This is a genomic window from Xanthomonas maliensis (assembly GCF_009192945.1).
GTDB classification, from domain to species: Bacteria; Pseudomonadota; Gammaproteobacteria; order Xanthomonadales; family Xanthomonadaceae; genus Xanthomonas; species Xanthomonas maliensis.
The window spans coordinates 29,952-44,777 of the sequence record NZ_NSET01000034.1 but is presented as its reverse complement, the minus strand read 5'-3'; the positions used below and the strand labels follow the sequence as shown (position 1 = coordinate 44,777).

The 14,826-nt window shown below is 67.2% G+C and carries 13 protein-coding genes; 6 read left to right on the top strand and 7 right to left on the bottom strand.

Translation table 11 applies throughout. From position 1 onward, the window contains the following. Positions 1 to 10: 10 nt before the first annotated feature. The 4 genes from modA to CKY51_RS11465 form a co-directional block, all read right to left on the bottom strand. On the bottom strand, positions 11 to 787 hold the full coding sequence (gene modA, locus CKY51_RS11480) for a molybdate ABC transporter substrate-binding protein (RefSeq protein ID WP_022970870.1): 777 nt from the start codon (positions 785 to 787) through the stop codon (positions 11 to 13). Between the two features lie 55 nt (positions 788 to 842). Next, the gene (locus CKY51_RS11475; protein ID WP_152249245.1) at positions 843 to 1,682 is read right to left on the bottom strand and encodes an MBL fold metallo-hydrolase; all 840 of its coding nucleotides are present in this window, start codon (positions 1,680 to 1,682) and stop codon (positions 843 to 845) included. 13 nt (positions 1,683 to 1,695) lie between these two features. Beyond that, the gene (locus CKY51_RS11470; protein WP_022970872.1) at positions 1,696 to 2,511 is read right to left on the bottom strand and encodes a S1/P1 nuclease; all 816 of its coding nucleotides are present in this window, start codon (positions 2,509 to 2,511) and stop codon (positions 1,696 to 1,698) included. 96 nt (positions 2,512 to 2,607) lie between these two features. Then, the gene (locus CKY51_RS11465; RefSeq protein WP_022970873.1) at positions 2,608 to 3,231 is read right to left on the bottom strand and encodes an OmpW/AlkL family protein; all 624 of its coding nucleotides are present in this window, start codon (positions 3,229 to 3,231) and stop codon (positions 2,608 to 2,610) included. 527 nt (positions 3,232 to 3,758) lie between these two features. On the opposite strand from CKY51_RS11465, the gene gap reads away from it, so the two are divergent. Continuing rightward, positions 3,759 to 4,760 (top strand): type I glyceraldehyde-3-phosphate dehydrogenase, encoded by a 1,002-nt coding sequence (gap, locus tag CKY51_RS11460; protein WP_152249244.1) that lies wholly within the window; start codon positions 3,759 to 3,761, stop codon positions 4,758 to 4,760. Positions 4,761 to 4,860: 100 nt separating this feature from the next. Here the strand turns inward: gap and CKY51_RS11455 are convergent, their stop codons facing one another. Further along, positions 4,861 to 5,322: a hypothetical protein gene (locus CKY51_RS11455; RefSeq protein ID WP_022970876.1), complete on the bottom strand. Its 462-nt coding sequence runs from the start codon at positions 5,320 to 5,322 to the stop codon at positions 4,861 to 4,863. A gap of 47 nt (positions 5,323 to 5,369) precedes the next feature. Further along, on the bottom strand, positions 5,370 to 5,843 hold the full coding sequence (locus tag CKY51_RS11450) for a hypothetical protein (RefSeq protein ID WP_022970877.1): 474 nt from the start codon (positions 5,841 to 5,843) through the stop codon (positions 5,370 to 5,372). Positions 5,844 to 6,110: 267 nt separating this feature from the next. On the opposite strand from CKY51_RS11450, the gene CKY51_RS11445 reads away from it, so the two are divergent. From CKY51_RS11445 to CKY51_RS11420, 5 genes are all read left to right on the top strand, one after another. After that, a complete protein-coding gene (locus tag CKY51_RS11445) occupies positions 6,111 to 8,780 on the top strand; it encodes a DUF2339 domain-containing protein (RefSeq protein ID WP_022970878.1) in 2,670 nt (889 codons plus the stop codon). 449 nt (positions 8,781 to 9,229) lie between these two features. Then, positions 9,230 to 10,405: a phosphoglycerate kinase gene (locus CKY51_RS11440; protein ID WP_022970879.1), complete on the top strand. Its 1,176-nt coding sequence runs from the start codon at positions 9,230 to 9,232 to the stop codon at positions 10,403 to 10,405. Further along, positions 10,402 to 11,049, top strand: a complete 648-nt coding sequence (locus CKY51_RS11435) for an HAD family hydrolase (RefSeq protein ID WP_022970880.1) — start codon at positions 10,402 to 10,404, stop codon at positions 11,047 to 11,049. Before CKY51_RS11440 ends, CKY51_RS11435 begins: the two co-directional genes overlap by 4 nt. Before the next feature lie 189 nt (positions 11,050 to 11,238). Further along, positions 11,239 to 12,705 carry a pyruvate kinase gene (gene pyk, locus CKY51_RS11430; protein ID WP_022970881.1) on the top strand — a complete coding sequence of 489 codons (1,467 nt, stop codon included), beginning with the start codon at positions 11,239 to 11,241 and terminating at the stop codon, positions 12,703 to 12,705. Positions 12,706 to 13,126: 421 nt separating this feature from the next. Next, on the top strand, positions 13,127 to 14,131 hold the full coding sequence (locus CKY51_RS11420) for a class I fructose-bisphosphate aldolase (protein ID WP_022970882.1): 1,005 nt from the start codon (positions 13,127 to 13,129) through the stop codon (positions 14,129 to 14,131). A 109-nt stretch (positions 14,132 to 14,240) separates the two neighbouring features. On the opposite strand, the gene CKY51_RS11415 is transcribed toward CKY51_RS11420, so the two are convergent. Further along, entirely contained in the window at positions 14,241 to 14,780 is a 540-nt protein-coding gene (locus tag CKY51_RS11415; RefSeq protein ID WP_022970883.1) for an O-acetyl-ADP-ribose deacetylase, read from the bottom strand. Positions 14,781 to 14,826 lie beyond the last annotated feature (46 nt).

Here is a 14,826-nt window from a genome sequence, read left to right as displayed (position 1 = left end):
CAAGCCGGCGTCAGTCGCGGGGCAGGAAACCGCGACGCGCGAAGATCGCCTTCGCCGGCGCGCTGGCCAGCCAGCGCACGAACGCGCTGGCCTCGCTCTGCCGGGCGCCCTGCAACGCCGCGACCGGGTACAGGATCGGCGGATGGCTGTCCTCGGGCAGGACGGCAACCACGCGGACCTTGGGCTCGGCTTGCGCGTCGGAACCGTAGACGATGCCCAGCGGTGCTTCGCCGCGCGCCACCAGCATCAGCGCCGCGCGCACGCTATCGGCCTCGGCCAGCCGGGGGCGCAGGCTTTCCCATTGTTTCAGGTGGCGAAGTGCAGCGGCGGCGTATTTGCCGGCCGGCACGCTGCTGGTCTGGCCGACCGCCAGCCTGCCATCGGCGCCGAGCGCCTTGGCGATCGCGCCGGGCTGGCGTGGATCCACTTGCAAGGTGCTGTCGTGCGGTGCCACCAGCACCAGGGTATTGCCCAGCAGCGTGCGCCGCTGCGCCGCCGCGAGCCGGCCGCGTTGCTGCAGATGGTCCATCCATTCCAGGTCGGCCGAGAAGAACACGTCGGCCGGCGCGCCTTGTTCGATCTGCCGTGCCAATGCCGAGCTGGCGGCGTAGGACACGCGCACCGGCGTGCCGGTTGCCGCGGTATAGGCAGCGGCCGCTTCGTCCATGGATTCCTTCAGGCTTGCCGCGGCGAAGACCGTCAACGGAAGAGACTGCGCGGCGCCGATGATCGGAAGCGCCAGCAACAGCAGGCAGATGGCCTGACGCCAGAAAGCGAGTGCACGCATGGGGGAAGGCTCCAGATCCGATCAACGCCCGATCATAGCGGGTGCGGCGGCTGGATCAGGTGGTGGGCGCGATCGACGATGCCTGCTCGAACGCGCCGGCCTGCAGATTGGCCTGCAGCGCTGGGCCGATCAGGCGTGGTTCGGACAAGCTGGCATCGCGCGCCTGTCGTTGCGCCACGAAGCTGGCCGCGTCGACGCCATCGCGCACATGGATGTTGTGGCGACGTTGTTCGCCGATGCTGCTCTGGAATGCGATCGCGCGTCCACCCGGGCCGTAGTCGTGACAGACGAACACGCGCGTGCTGTCCGGCAGCGCGTACAGACGCTGGATCGATGCATACAGCTGCTGTGCGTCGCCGCCGGGGAAGTCGCAGCGCGCCGTGCCGGCGTCGGGCATGAACAGGGAGTCGCCGGGAAACAGCGCATCGCCGATCAAGTAGGCGACGCTGTCGCTGGTATGTCCGGGCACGGCGATCACCCGCCCCTGCAGCGTTCCCACTGCGAACACCTCCTGGTCGGCGAACAAGTGGTCGAACTGCGAGCCGTCGGCACGAAAATCTGCGGGCAGGCCGCAGCGCGGCGCCAGGTTTCGCTGTACCTGCTGGATACCCTCGCCGATGCCGACGCGTGCCTGCGGCCACTGCCGTTTCAGCCATTGCGCGGCCGACAGATGGTCGGCATGCGCATGGGTTTCCAGCAGCCAGTGCACCTGCCAGCCGAGCCGCTGCACGCTATCGACAATGGCTTGTGCCGCCTGCGTGGCAACCGTGGCGGTCTCGGCCGCGTAATCCAGCGTTGGATCGATGACCGCGGCGATGCCGGTGGCCGCATCGGCGACCAGGTAGGTGAAGGTATTGCTGTCCGGGTGAAAAAACGGCACGACCTGCGGCTGCATCGCGACCTCCGTGTCAGTGTGGATCCAGTGCGGCATTGAGCAACGCGGCCAGGTGGTCGCCGGCTGCGCGCAACTGCGCCTCGGCGATCGGCCGATAGGTATCGATATAGGCTGGCGACAGCACATGGGTGGGCGGATAGGCGCCGGGTGCGATCGCGATCCGGCACGAAGCCTGTGCCCAGGCCAGTCCGGCGGGCGGGAATGCGGGCGTGCTGGCGGGAGTGGCCGGCAAGGCCAACAGGCGCTGCAGATAGGCATCGTCGCTGAGGTGGCGACTATTGAGCATGCCGCTGTCCCACAGGGCATGCAGATTGCTGCCCTTGCCCTCGACCTGCAGCTGGAAATCGTTGCCGCCCTTGTCGTGCGCGTAGCCAGCATGCATGGGCTGATGGATGTCGCCGACGAAATGCACCACGAACTTGAGCGCTTGGCGCCGCACGTCCAACGGCTGATTGCGATCGGCCAGCAGCTTGGCCTGCGCATCCAGCGCGGCGATCACGCAGTTGCCGTCGGGGCAGTCGCGTGCCGGATCGTAGGCGCAATCGTGTTCGCCGAGGTTGACGTAGTGCCATGGGCCCGAGCGCTTGCCCAGGTCCGGGTCGTGGGCGCGCAGCTCGTCGGCCCAAGTGGCGACACCGGCCAGGGTGGGATCCGGCTCGCCGGCCAGGAGTTGCGCCACCTGCGCACGCGCCTGTGGATCGAGTTCGGTTTCGGCGATCCGGGCGACCAGGCGGTGGCCTTGCGGACCCCAGGCCAGGGCGGTGGAAGACAGCAGGCTGAGCGACGCGGCGCCCAGGCACGACAGCAGCAGAGAGAGTTTCGAGGTCATGGCGCAATTCTAACGCCGGCTTGATGACTGCCCGGTCGCTACTGCGACGTGCGCGTGACCGGACCAGCAGTCTGCCGGCCCGGGATGGTTGCGCGCTCAGAACCGATGGACGTAGGCCAGGCCGTACACCAGCGGGTCGATGGTGACGGTGCCGAGGCGTTGGCCGTCTAACCGGACGGTGCTGTCGATATCGATCCAGCGCACATCCACCCGCAGCGCGCCGCGCGCGCTCAGCGCGATGTCGACCCCGGCATGCGCGGCCAGGCCCCAGGAATCGCCCAGCTCCAGGTCGCTGCCCGCCAGGGCGCCGCGGGTCTTGCTGGCAAAAAAGTGCGTGTAATTGATGCCCGCGCCGAGAAACGGCGACACCGCACCCTGGGAGTTGAAGTGGTATTGCAGGCTCACCACTGGCGGCAGGTGCTTGGTGCTGCCGACCCGGCCCAGGCCGCGCAACTGGATGTCGTGCTCGAAGGGCAAGGCGGCCAGGACCTCGATGCCAAGCGCGTTGGCAACGAAGTATTCAGCGGTGAGGGTCGGTCGGATGTCCTTGCCGACGTCGACCGCAAGCGTGCCGCCGGCCAGGCGGCCGTTGTCCGACCTGGGGGCGACCTGATGCGCGCCGACGGCCATGGTCCAATCGCCCTTGGATTGGGCCAGGGCCGGAGGAGCGGCAAGGGCAGTGAGGACGCCGGCGATCAATAGGCAGGGACGCAGATGCATGAGAGGCTCGTGATGTCGGGACTGCGGGCAGTCTCCGACGCGTGACAGCGCGCTGCCTTGATTCTGATCAATGTCGGCCAGCGCGGCGTGGCGTCCGCTGTCGGCAGATCCTGCGGACCGATCGCTGCCGGCAGTTGCACGCGTCTCGTGTCGGCGCAGCCCTGGATGTGTCAGCTGTCTTTGCAGGCCCGTTGGTCGCGCGTGCTGGACGACGCAACGTTGCCGGCGACGACGACGTCTGCAGTCCAGCCGGCGGTGCAGCCCTTGAAGCCGCCGTTCAGCAGTTGGCACCACCGCCGGCTGCGGCGGCCGTGGGGAGGCGCGAGCGATCGGTGTCCAACCAGGCAGATGCAGCAAGGCGCGACCGCCTCCCGCGCGACTGCGGCGACGGTTGGCGCCGCGTCGTTGCGACCCGCACGCCCTGCCTGCGCAGCGGCCGCACTCACGCGGCCACCATCTGGCGACGCTGCTAGAATGGTGGTTCCTTTCCATCCGCCGCGCCGTCGCGGCCGCAGGAGCTACTGAACATGGCAATCAAGGTTGGCATCAACGGATTCGGTCGCATCGGACGCAATGTGCTGCGCTCTGCGGTGCAGAACTTCGCCAATGACATCGAGATCGTGGCCATCAACGACCTGCTCGAGCCCGACTATCTGGCCTATATGCTCCAGTACGATTCGGTGCACGGCCGTTTCAAGGCGGACGTGTCGGTCGAGGGCAACACCTTGATCGTCAACGGCAAGCGGATCCGCCTGACCCAGGAGCGCGATCCGGCCAACCTGAAGTGGAGCGAGGTCGGCGCCGACGTGGTGATCGAGTCCACCGGCCTGTTCCTGACCAAGGACACCGCGCAGAAGCATCTGGATGCCGGCGCCAAGAAGGTGATCCTGTCGGCGCCGTCCAAGGACGACACGCCGATGTTCGTCTACGGCGTCAATGACAAGAGCTACAAGGGCGAGGCCATCATCTCCAACGCCTCCTGCACCACCAATTGCCTGGCGCCGCTGGCCAAGGTCATCAACGACAAATGGGGCATCAAGCGTGGCCTGATGACCACGGTGCATGCGGCGACCGCGACCCAGAAGACCGTCGACGGCCCGTCCAACAAGGACTGGCGCGGTGGCCGCGGCATCCTGGAGAACATCATCCCGTCCTCGACCGGCGCAGCCAAGGCGGTCGGCGTGGTGATCCCGGAGCTCAACAAGAAACTGACCGGCATGAGCTTCCGCGTGCCGACCTCGGACGTGTCGGTGGTCGACCTCACCGTCGAGCTGGACAAGCCGGCCACCTACGCCGAGATCTGCGCCGAAGTGAAGGCGCAGAGCGAGGGCGCGTTGAAGGGCGTGCTGGGTTACACCGAAGACAAGGTCGTGGCGACCGATTTCCGCGGCGAGACCTGCACCTCGGTGTTCGATGCCGACGCCGGTATCGCGCTGGATCCGACCTTCGTCAAGCTGGTGTCCTGGTACGACAACGAGTGGGGCTATTCCAACAAGTGCCTGGAAATGGTGCGCGTGGTCGCCAAATAAGTCAGCACCTTTGCCTCACGCCCGAGCCCCGGCACTGCCGGGGCTTCATTGGGGCCGCGCCAGGCGCGCGCTGAGCCGCGTCATCGCCCTGGCATCGAAGTCATTCCGCAGCGATCCGCATGTCCTGACCGCTGCCGCTGACCACCACCCGGCTGCCGACGTCCAGTCCTTTCAACTCCGTGGCAGCCTTCGACAACACGACCTGCGACTTGTTGTCGAAGCGGATCTTGACCATGTAATGCGCGGCCGGACCGTTGCCAGCAAGACGGGTGCCGGCCATTTCGCCGGCGCTATTGCCCAGTTTCTGGGTCTGATCGGGGCCGACCAACGCGGACTTCGATTCCACACCAAGCCTGCCGCCGACCAGTCCGCCCAGCACACTGCCGACGTGGCCGAATTTCTTGGTGCGCTCGGGCACGTCGTCGCCGCGGTTCTCGATCGGTTCGAGCGCGACGATGGCGCCGTGGCGGGCGTCCTGTGCCAGGGCGCTGGTCGGGACGGTCGGCGCGAGCAGGAGCAGCAGGCTGCAGGCCGTTGCGACGAGGGGGCGGTTGAGGGTCATGCGATGCTCTCCATGCGGTGGACCTGCGGACGAACGGACGGGGCGAATCAGCGCTTCTTGGGCCGGCCCCAGCCACGGATATAGGGTTTGCACTTGCTGCCTGCGAAGTCGTAGCGCGAGATGATGCCTTGCGCATCGGCGACGAACGTCACCTCGCAATGATCTTCCTGCGGCACGAAGGTTTTGCTGCTGTGCAGCTCCTGCGAGAAGATCGGCGTGGCAACGCCGCCGCCCTGCACCACGCCAACCATGGGGCCTTGCTCGACCCAGTAATCGGTGCGGTAATGGGCGGGGATGCCGAAGTTGTAGGTGTAGGCCGTTTCCTGTGTCTGCACATTTTCCGAAATGTACAGGCCGCGATCGACCGGCCACTGCAGCATGAGCTCGCTGGCATCGTGGCCGAGCCAGGCCTTGGCGATCGCTTCGGGGTCGGCGAACAGCTGGCCGTGGGCCAGGGGGGCGCCAACGAGCAAGAGCAGCGCACAGGCGCGTGCCAGCGGGACAGGGCGAGGTTTCAGCATCCTTGCATCCTTGCGTAGGTGGGGCGACCAGAGGCGCGTAGCGGCCTCCTTCCTGACCGCAGTGCGGCAAGCATAGACAGGCAACCATTGCGTCCGCAAGCGCGCTACCGACGTCGCCGGCGGTCTCTGCGCGGTGAGGGCAGTGGTGGCGGGCGGAAGCGTCGCGCAGGCAGAGCGCAGGGGCGAAGCGAGCATCCCCGCGCAGCCGACGCTGCATCCGCACGCCGCAGAGCGTATGGTGCCGGGTTGTCGGCCGGATGCCGGGGGATGTGGGTGGGAGCAATCATTGCAGTGGTCGTGCTGGGGCTCGCGGTGGTGGTCGCGGCGCTGGTCGTGGCGTTAGGGAAGATCGGCCGGCTGGAGCGGCGGCTGCAGCTTGCCGAACAGTGGATCGCGCAAACGCAATCCAACGACGTCGTCCGGACCGGACCGCCCGCGGCGTCGACGCCGATGCCTCCGCCAGCGGTCCAGCCACCGCCGCTGCCCGCTGAGACGATGGTCGCGGTGGGCGCTCGCGCGACGCCTGCGGCGCTGCCGCCAGAGCCGCAGGTGCAAGGCGTGGCATCTGCGACCACACGCGCTGCAGGCGCAAGCGCACCGCCCACGGCCACCGCTGCTGGGCGATGGGCGCGTGGCATCGCTGGGGTGAAGCGTTGGCTGACCGAAGGCAACGTACCGGTCAAGGTGGGCATGCTGGTACTGCTGGCGGGCGTTGCGGCGCTGCTGAAGTACGCCAGCGATCAGGGCTGGCTGCGCGTGCCGATCGCGCTGCGGCTGGTCGGCATCGGCCTGCTGGCCATCGGTGCACTGGCGTTCGGCTGGCGTCAGCGGCTGACGCGACCAGGCTTTGCGCTCGCCGTGCAAGGTGGGGCGATCGGTGTGTTGCTGCTGACCGTCTTTGCCGCCTTCAAGGTGTATGGACTGTTGCAGCCGGCCCCGGCGCTGGCGATCAGCGTGCTGTTGATCGCCGGGCTCTGCGCGCTGGCGGTGTTGCAGAATTCGCGCACGCTGGCGGTGCTGGGGGTGCTGGCCGGATTCATGGCGCCGATCTGGTTGTCCACCGGCAACGCCAACCATGTTGCGTTGTTCACCTATTACGCGCTGCTCAATGGCGGGATCGTGGCGATTGCCTGGGTTCGCCCATGGCGGGTGCTGAACCTGCTCGGCTTCGCCTTTACGTTCGGCATCGGCACGGTGTGGGGCGTGCTGGACTACGCGCCGGCCAAGTTCGCCAGCACCGAGCCCTTCCTGCTGCTGTTCTTTGCGATGTACCTGGTGATTCCCATCCTGCATGCACGTCGCGGCGATGGCGGCACGTCACGGGTCGTCGATGGCAGCCTGGTGTTCGGCACGCCGCTGCTGGCCTTCGCCTTGCAGGCGGCCCTGCTGGAGTGGGAGCGCACACCGTTGGCGCTGTACGCGCTGGCGCTCGCAGCCCTGTATGCCGGCCTGGCCGCGTGGTTGCAGCGCAGTGCCTCCAGCCGCCTGTTGGGTCAGGCACATGCGGCGTTGGCAGTGGGGTTCGCCACCTTGTCGGTGCCGCTGGCCTTGTCGGCGCGCGTCACCGCCAGCGTCTTCGCGCTGGAAGGAGCAGGGTTGCTGTGGCTGGGGCTGCGCCAGCGGCGCGCCTTGCCGCAGATCGCCGGCATGACGCTGCAGGCACTGGCAGCCATCGCGGTGGCCTTCGGCGTGGATGCCTGGCGCGATGATCGGCTTGCAATAGCCAATCCCACCTGCATGAGCATGCTGCTGGTGGCGCTGGCGGGCCTGGTCAGCGCCGGCACGCTGCATGCGGCGGGACGTCGCGGCACTGCACTGGCGGCGTATCTGTGGGGCATCGGCTGGTGGACGCTGTGTGCGCTGCACGAGATCCTGCGCTTCGCCAATCCGCAGGATGCCCCCGACCTGGTGCTGGCATGGTTGGCGCTCAGCACGGGCGTGGTTGCGGCCGCGCATCGACGCCGGCCCGCTGCAGCCTTGCGCTGGACCGTCGCGGCGACGTTTGCACTGTCGACGCTGGTGGCCATGTGGCAGACATCGGTGCACGCACAGCCCTTTGCTGCGTGGGGATGGGCTGCGTGGCTGGCGTTGGCGCTGCTGGGCGTGCTGGCCTTGCGCGTGCTGGCGAGCGACCGAAGCAGCGGTGCCGCTGCCGCGCAGCTGGCGTGGTGGTTGATGTGGCCGTGCGTCGTTTCGCTGGCCACGTTCTGGCTGAGCGAGCGCTTGGTCCTCGGCTCCGGCTGGCGTTCCGCGTTGCAGATGCTGCCGTGGTTGGCGGTGGCGGCGGTTGGGGTGCTGCGTTGGCGCTGGCTGGCATGGCCGCAGCCGCAGAACGCCGCACTGGTCCGGCAGGCGTTGCTGGCCTTGCTGTTCGCCATGCTCGGCCAAGGATGGGTCGCGTTGTTGGTCGATCCGGCCGATGCTGCGCCGTTGCCATGGCTGCCCTTGCTCAATCCTGGCGAACTGGTGCAGATCGCCACGCTGGCGCTATTGGCACGCTGGGTCTGGTCGCTGGGGCTGCCCGCTGCCTTCCAGCGCGCGGCGGCGATCGCGCTGGGGGTGTGCGCCTGGGGAGTGGCGACCAGCAGCACCTTGCACGGCGTGCACCACTGGGGGCAGGTGCCGTGGACCCTGGCCTTGGCCAGCACCCAGCTGGCGCAGACCAGCCTGGCGGTGGTGTGGAGCATTCTCGGCGTCGTTGCCTGGGTCACCGGATCGCGGCGCGGCCAGCGTGTGCTGTGGGGCGCAGGCGCGCTGCTGATGGCCCTGGTGCTGGCCAAGCTGGTGCTGATCGATCGTCAGCATCTGGGCAATTTGCTGGGCATCGGTTCGTTCATTGCCTATGGCTTGCTGTGCACGGTGGTGGGCTATCTGGCGCCGGCACCACCGCGGCTGGCGTCCGCCGAGGCCAATGTCGATGCCAGGCGCGCACCTTGAGCCGCCTGGCCGGTGCAGCGCATCGCCCGGGGTGATACCGGTGGTTGCCTGCGGCGACGGCAAGTGTCCGTTGCCCGCAGATGGCGGATGAGCGTCCTGCAGCGCTATCGCTGTGTCGCGCTGCCGCCGACGTCCAGGCGCGCGGCGCAGGCTGGGCGGTTTGCCGCTGCGGCGCGAAGATCGGACAATGGCGATCCCCCGTCGCCAAGGCAGCCGCATTGCCCGTCGTGCTCGACCGACCGCTCGCCAGCATTCGCCGCCACCGCGGCGCTGCGCAGTTGGGTCGTCGCCAGCGACGTGGTCGCCTCCTTCCCGCGTGCGCCGCGCTGCAGGCCGGCGTGTCTTGTCATTCTCCCGTTTTCCATCTTCCTGGCCGCCGGCCGGCGCGGCGATGTCCGCGTGCCGGCGTGCTGTCCCCTTGTCCACTCCACGACTAGTGAGCTGAGCCCATGTCCATCGTTCGCATGACCGACCTCGACCTCTCCGGCAAGCGCGTGCTGATCCGCCAGGATCTGAACGTGCCGATCGACGGCGGCAAGATCACCTCCGAGCAGCGCATCACCGCCTCGGTGCCCACCCTGAAGCTGGCGCTGGAAAAGGGCGCGGCGGTGATGGTCACCTCGCACCTGGGGCGGCCGAAGGAAGGCAGCTGGTCCGAGGAGGATTCGCTGGCGCCGGTGGCCGCGCGGCTGACGGCACTGCTGGGCGTGGACGTGCCGCTGGTGCGCGACTGGGTCGACGGCGTGGACGTCGCGCCTGGCCAGGTGGTGCTGCTGGAAAACTGCCGCATGAACGTCGGCGAGGGCAAGGACGATGAGACGCTGGCGCGCAAATACGCCGCGTTGTGCGATGTGTTCGTGATGGATGCCTTCGGCACCGCCCATCGCGCGCAGGCCTCGACCCATGGCGTGATCCGCTTCGCGCCGGTCGCCGCCGGTGGCCCGCTGTTGATGGCCGAGCTGGATGCGCTGGCCAAGGCGCTGGACAACCCGGCCAAGCCCTTGCTGGCGATCGTGGCGGGCAGCAAGGTGTCGACCAAGCTGGAGCTGTTGTCCAACCTGGTGAACAAGGTGGACCAGTTGATCGTCGGCGGCGGCATCGCCAATACCTTTATCGCCGCCGCCGGACATGGCGTGGGCAAGTCGCTGCACGAGCCGGACCTGATCGCCACCGCCAATCAGATCGTCGCCGACGCCAGGACGCGCGGTGCGGAGATTCCGTTGCCCACCGACGTCGTGGTGGCCAAGCAGTTCCTGCCCGATGCCGAGGCGACGGTGAAGTCGCTGGACCAGGTCGAGGCGGACGATCTGATCCTGGATATCGGACCGCAGACGGCCGAGCGGTACGCGGCGCTGATCGCGCAGGCCGGCACGGTGGTGTGGAACGGCCCGGTCGGTGTGTTCGAGTTCACCTCCTTCAGCAAGGGCACCGAGACCCTGGCGCATGCGATTGCTGCCTCCAAGGCCTTCTCGATCGCCGGTGGCGGCGACACCCTGGCGGCAGTGGACAAATACGGCATTGCCGAGCAGGTCAGCTATATTTCCACCGGCGGCGGCGCCTTCCTGGAATTCCTCGAAGGCAAGACCTTGCCGGCAGTGGCCGCGCTTCAGGCGCGCGGGCAGTGACCGCCGCGCCGCTGTTCTTCGATCTCGACGGCACGCTGGTCGACTCCGAGCAAGGCATCGTCGCCAGCATCGTGCATGCCTTCGATAGCGAGGGGCAGCCGCGACCGACGCCGCAGACCTTGCGCAGCTGGATCGGCCCGCCACTGCGCGATAGCTTCGCCGCCCGTTTTCCCGACGATCCTGCGTTGGTGCAGCGCCTGCTGGAGGCGTATCGCACGCGCTACGACGCAGTGGGCTGGACCGAGCTGCGCGTGTTCGATGGCATCGGCGCGCTGATCACCGGGCTGCACCGTACCGGCCATCCGCTTGCGGTGGTGACGTCCAAGAACGAACGCTATGCCCGCCGCATCGTCGAGCACCTGCCGTTCGGCGCGTGTTTTGCCGAGGTCATCGGGGCCAGCGAAGACGGCGCACGACGCTTCAAGCCCGACCTGATCGCCGAGGCGCTGCGACGGCTGGCGATCGACAAGGCCGGCTGCACGATGATTGGCGACCGTCGCATGGATATCGACGGGGCCAATCACCACGGCATCGCCAGCATTGGTGTGCTGTGGGGCTTCGGCGACGAGACCGAACTGCGCGAGGCAGGCGCGGGCGCCATCGCGCGCACGCCGGACGAACTGCGCAGTCTGCTTGCGCAGTGAGCGCACGGGTCTTCACGATTCGCGCGCTAGGGTGACGATCGGCGCGTGTCCTGCAAGGACGCGTGTTGACGGACATACTGTCCCGCATTGTCTGTAGGACATGCCGTAAGCCGAGGGCGGCTATGCCGCAATGCCATCCTCGCGCTGTGATGCGTGTGTTAATTTTTGCGGTTTTACAGGGAGGCCACCATGAAAGAACGTCAACGCCGCACCAAGATCCTCGCCACGCTCGGACCGGCGACCGATCCGCCGGGCGTGCTGGATGCCTTGTTCAAGGCGGGCGTCAACGTGGTGCGCCTCAATTTCAGCCACGGCGATCCCTCCGGCCAGGCCAAGCGCGCTGCCGAAGTGCGCGCCGCTGCTGCGCGCGTCGGCGCCGAGGTCGGCATCCTGGCCGACCTGCCGGGCCCGAAGATCCGCATCGAGCGTTTCGTCGAGGGCAAGGTCAACCTGTCCATCGGTGATCGTTTCGATCTGGTGGCCGATCCCAATGCGCCGGCCGGCGACAAGACCCAGGTCGGGGTGAGCTACCTGGGTCTGCCGCAGGACGTGGCGCCGGGCGATGTGCTGCTGCTCGACGACGGCCTGATGCAGTTGAAGGTCGTCGAAGTGCAGGGCGAGCGCATCGTCACCAGCGTGCTCAACGATGGCGTGCTGTCCGACCGCAAGGGTCTCAACAAGCAAGGCGGCGGCCTGTCGCTGGGCGCGCTGACCGAGCGCGACAAGGAGCTGATCGGCATCGTCGCCAAGATCGGCGTCGATTTCATCGCCGTGTCGTTCTGCCGTAATGCCGAAGACATGAACGACGCGCGCCGCATTGCCCAGCAGCACGGTTGCGATGCCGCGCTGGTGTCCAAGATCGAACGTACCGAGGCGATCGAGAACCTGGTCGAAATCGTCGAGGCCTCCGACGTGGTGATGGTGGCGCGTGGCGATCTGGGCGTGGAGATCGGTGATGCCGAATTGCCGGGCCTGCAGAAGAAAATCATCAAGGAGTCGCTGGCGCAGAACAAAGTGGTGATCACCGCCACGCAGATGCTGCAGTCGATGGTCGAAAGCCCGATCCCCACCCGCGCTGAAGTGCTCGACGTGGCCAACGCCGTCATCGACGGCACCGATGCGGTGATGCTGTCGGCCGAAACCGCCGCCGGCGCCTATCCGGTGCGTGCGGTCGAAGCGATGGCGCGTATCTGTCTGGGTGCCGAACACCAGTTCGAGTTCGATACCGATTTCGAAGCGGCGCAACGCAATCTGCAGCGTGCCGATCAGGCGATCGCCATGGCGACCATGTTCCTGTCCGAGCACATCGGCCTGGGTGGCGTGGTGGCATTGACCGAGTCCGGCGGCACGCCGCGCTTCCTGTCGCGGTTCCGCTCCAACATGCCGATCTATGCCTTCACCCGTCACGATGGTGCGCGTCGCCACATGGCGATGATGCGCGGCGTGTTCCCGATCAGCTTCGACAGCCGCGGGCTGACGCCGCGCGAAGCCGCACGTGCGGCCATCCGCCTGCTGGTGGAGAACGAACGCATGGGTCCGGGCGACCGCGTGGTGTTCACCAGCGGCGAGCACATGGAGACCCATGGCGCGACCAACACGCTGCGCTTGCTGGAAGTCGGCGAGGACGGGCGCGCCAGCGGATTGGGCGAACTCTGATCGCTGCCAGCGGTGCGCCGACTCGGCGCGTCGAGCTCTCGGCATCGTATGAACGGCGGCCTTGGCCGCCGTTCTGCCATCAGCGCCGGCATCGCGGTCGTTGCTGTGGCCGCGTTGGTCGGCGTGCAACGCGCCGGCGCGACCGCGATCGCGCGGCAGATGCAGACCCGCAGGCCGGTAACCGAGGCGCTGCCGATACTGCCGCCTTCCGCGCCATGCAATGGCGGAGCGATGGCATCGCCAGCAACGCATCGCAGCCGTGGCGTCACTTGCTGGAGGCGCTTGCCGACACCATTGCGCATCCGGCCACACATCCTCGCAATGCCGGCGCGTGTAACCGGTTGCAGCCATTCCGTGAAGGAATGTCTACAACTTTCGTCGCTATACTTTCCGTCTCCCCCGTTGCTGACACAGGAACTACATGAGCATCGAACAGCTTGCCGAAACCGCCCAGGCCATGGTCGCCCCAGGCAAGGGCATCATCGCCATCGACGAGTCCACCAGCACCATCGCCAAGCGCTTCGCTGGCGTCGGCATCGAGAACATCGAAGAGAACCGTCGCGCATACCGCGAGTTGTTGCTGACCACGCCCAAGCTGAGCGACTACATCTCCGGCGCCATCCTGTTCGACGAGACCATTCGTCAGAAGACCAAGAACGGCGTGCCGTTCGCCCAGTACATGACCGAGCACGGCATCATCCCGGGCATCAAGGTCGACAAGGGCGCACAGCCGCTGGCCGGCATGCCGGGCGAACTGGTCACCGAAGGCCTCGACGGCCTGCGCGCGCGGCTGGAGGAGTACTACACCCTGGGCGCACGCTTCGCCAAGTGGCGCGCGGTCATCAACATCGGCGAAGACATCCCGTCCGGCACCTGCATCGAGGCCAATGCGCATGCGCTGGCACGCTATGCGGCGCTGTGCCAGGAGCAGGGCCTGGTGCCGATGGTGGAGCCGGAAGTGATCATGGACGGGGACCATGACATCGAGACCTGCTACGAAGTCACCGAGGCCACGTTGCGTTCGCTGTTCGGCGCGCTCTACGAGCAGAACGTGGTGCTCGAAGGCACCATCCTGAAGGCATCGATGGTGATCTCGGGCAAGGGATGCCCCGACCAGGCCGGTGTGGAAGAAGTCGCCGAGTCGACCGTGATGTGCCTGAAGTCGACAGTGCCGGCGATCCTGCCGGGCATCGTGTTCCTGTCCGGCGGCCAGACCGACGAGCAATCCACCGCCCATCTCAACGCGATGAACCAGCTCGGCAATCTGCCCTGGCCGCTGAGCTTCTCCTACGGCCGCGCCATGCAGCAGGCTGCGCTGAAGCTGTGGTCGCAGGACATGGCCGGCAACTTCGCCAAGGCGCAACAGGTCATCTACGACCGCGCCAAGGAAAATGGCCTGGCTGCGCTGGGCAAGTGGAAGGGCTGAGCGACAGCTCGCAGGAACCGGCCGCGTGCCGGTTCCTGTCACCGCAGTCGCCAAACGAAGACAGGCGCCCATGGGCGCCTGTCTTCGTTTGGACGCTGGATCGGATGCGTCAGGCCACTGCCGGTTCCTGCGTCGCCAGGGCCTGTTGGTAGGCCTTGTAGGTCGCGTCGTTGTAGGCCACCAGCACGATGTGCTTGGGCACTTTGTGCGAGCGCTGCCAATCGCGCGTCTCGGTCACCGCGATCCGTGCAGCCTGGTGCAGCGGATAACCATAGATGCCGCAGCTGATGGCCGGGAACGCGATCGAGTGCAGCAGCATCTGCTCGGCCAGCTTCAGCGACTGCCAATAGCAGTTGGCCAATTGCTCTGGTTCGTTGTGCTTGCCGTCGCGCCATACCGGCCCGACGGTGTGGAAGACATGGCGCGCCTTCAGCGCGAATCCAGGCGTGACGCGGATTTCGCCGGTCGGGCAACGCACGCCCGGACGGACCTCCGGCAGCGCCTTGCAGGCCGCAAGCAATTCGGGGCCGGCGGCGCGGTGGATGGCGCCGTCGACGCCGCCTCCACCCAGTAGCGATTCGTTGGCGGCGTTGACGATGACGTCGACGTCGAGTTCGGTGATGTCGCCTTGCCAGACTTCGATTTTCATAGGGCGATCTTTATGGGACGTGCATGATGGACGTGTGATGGGGGAC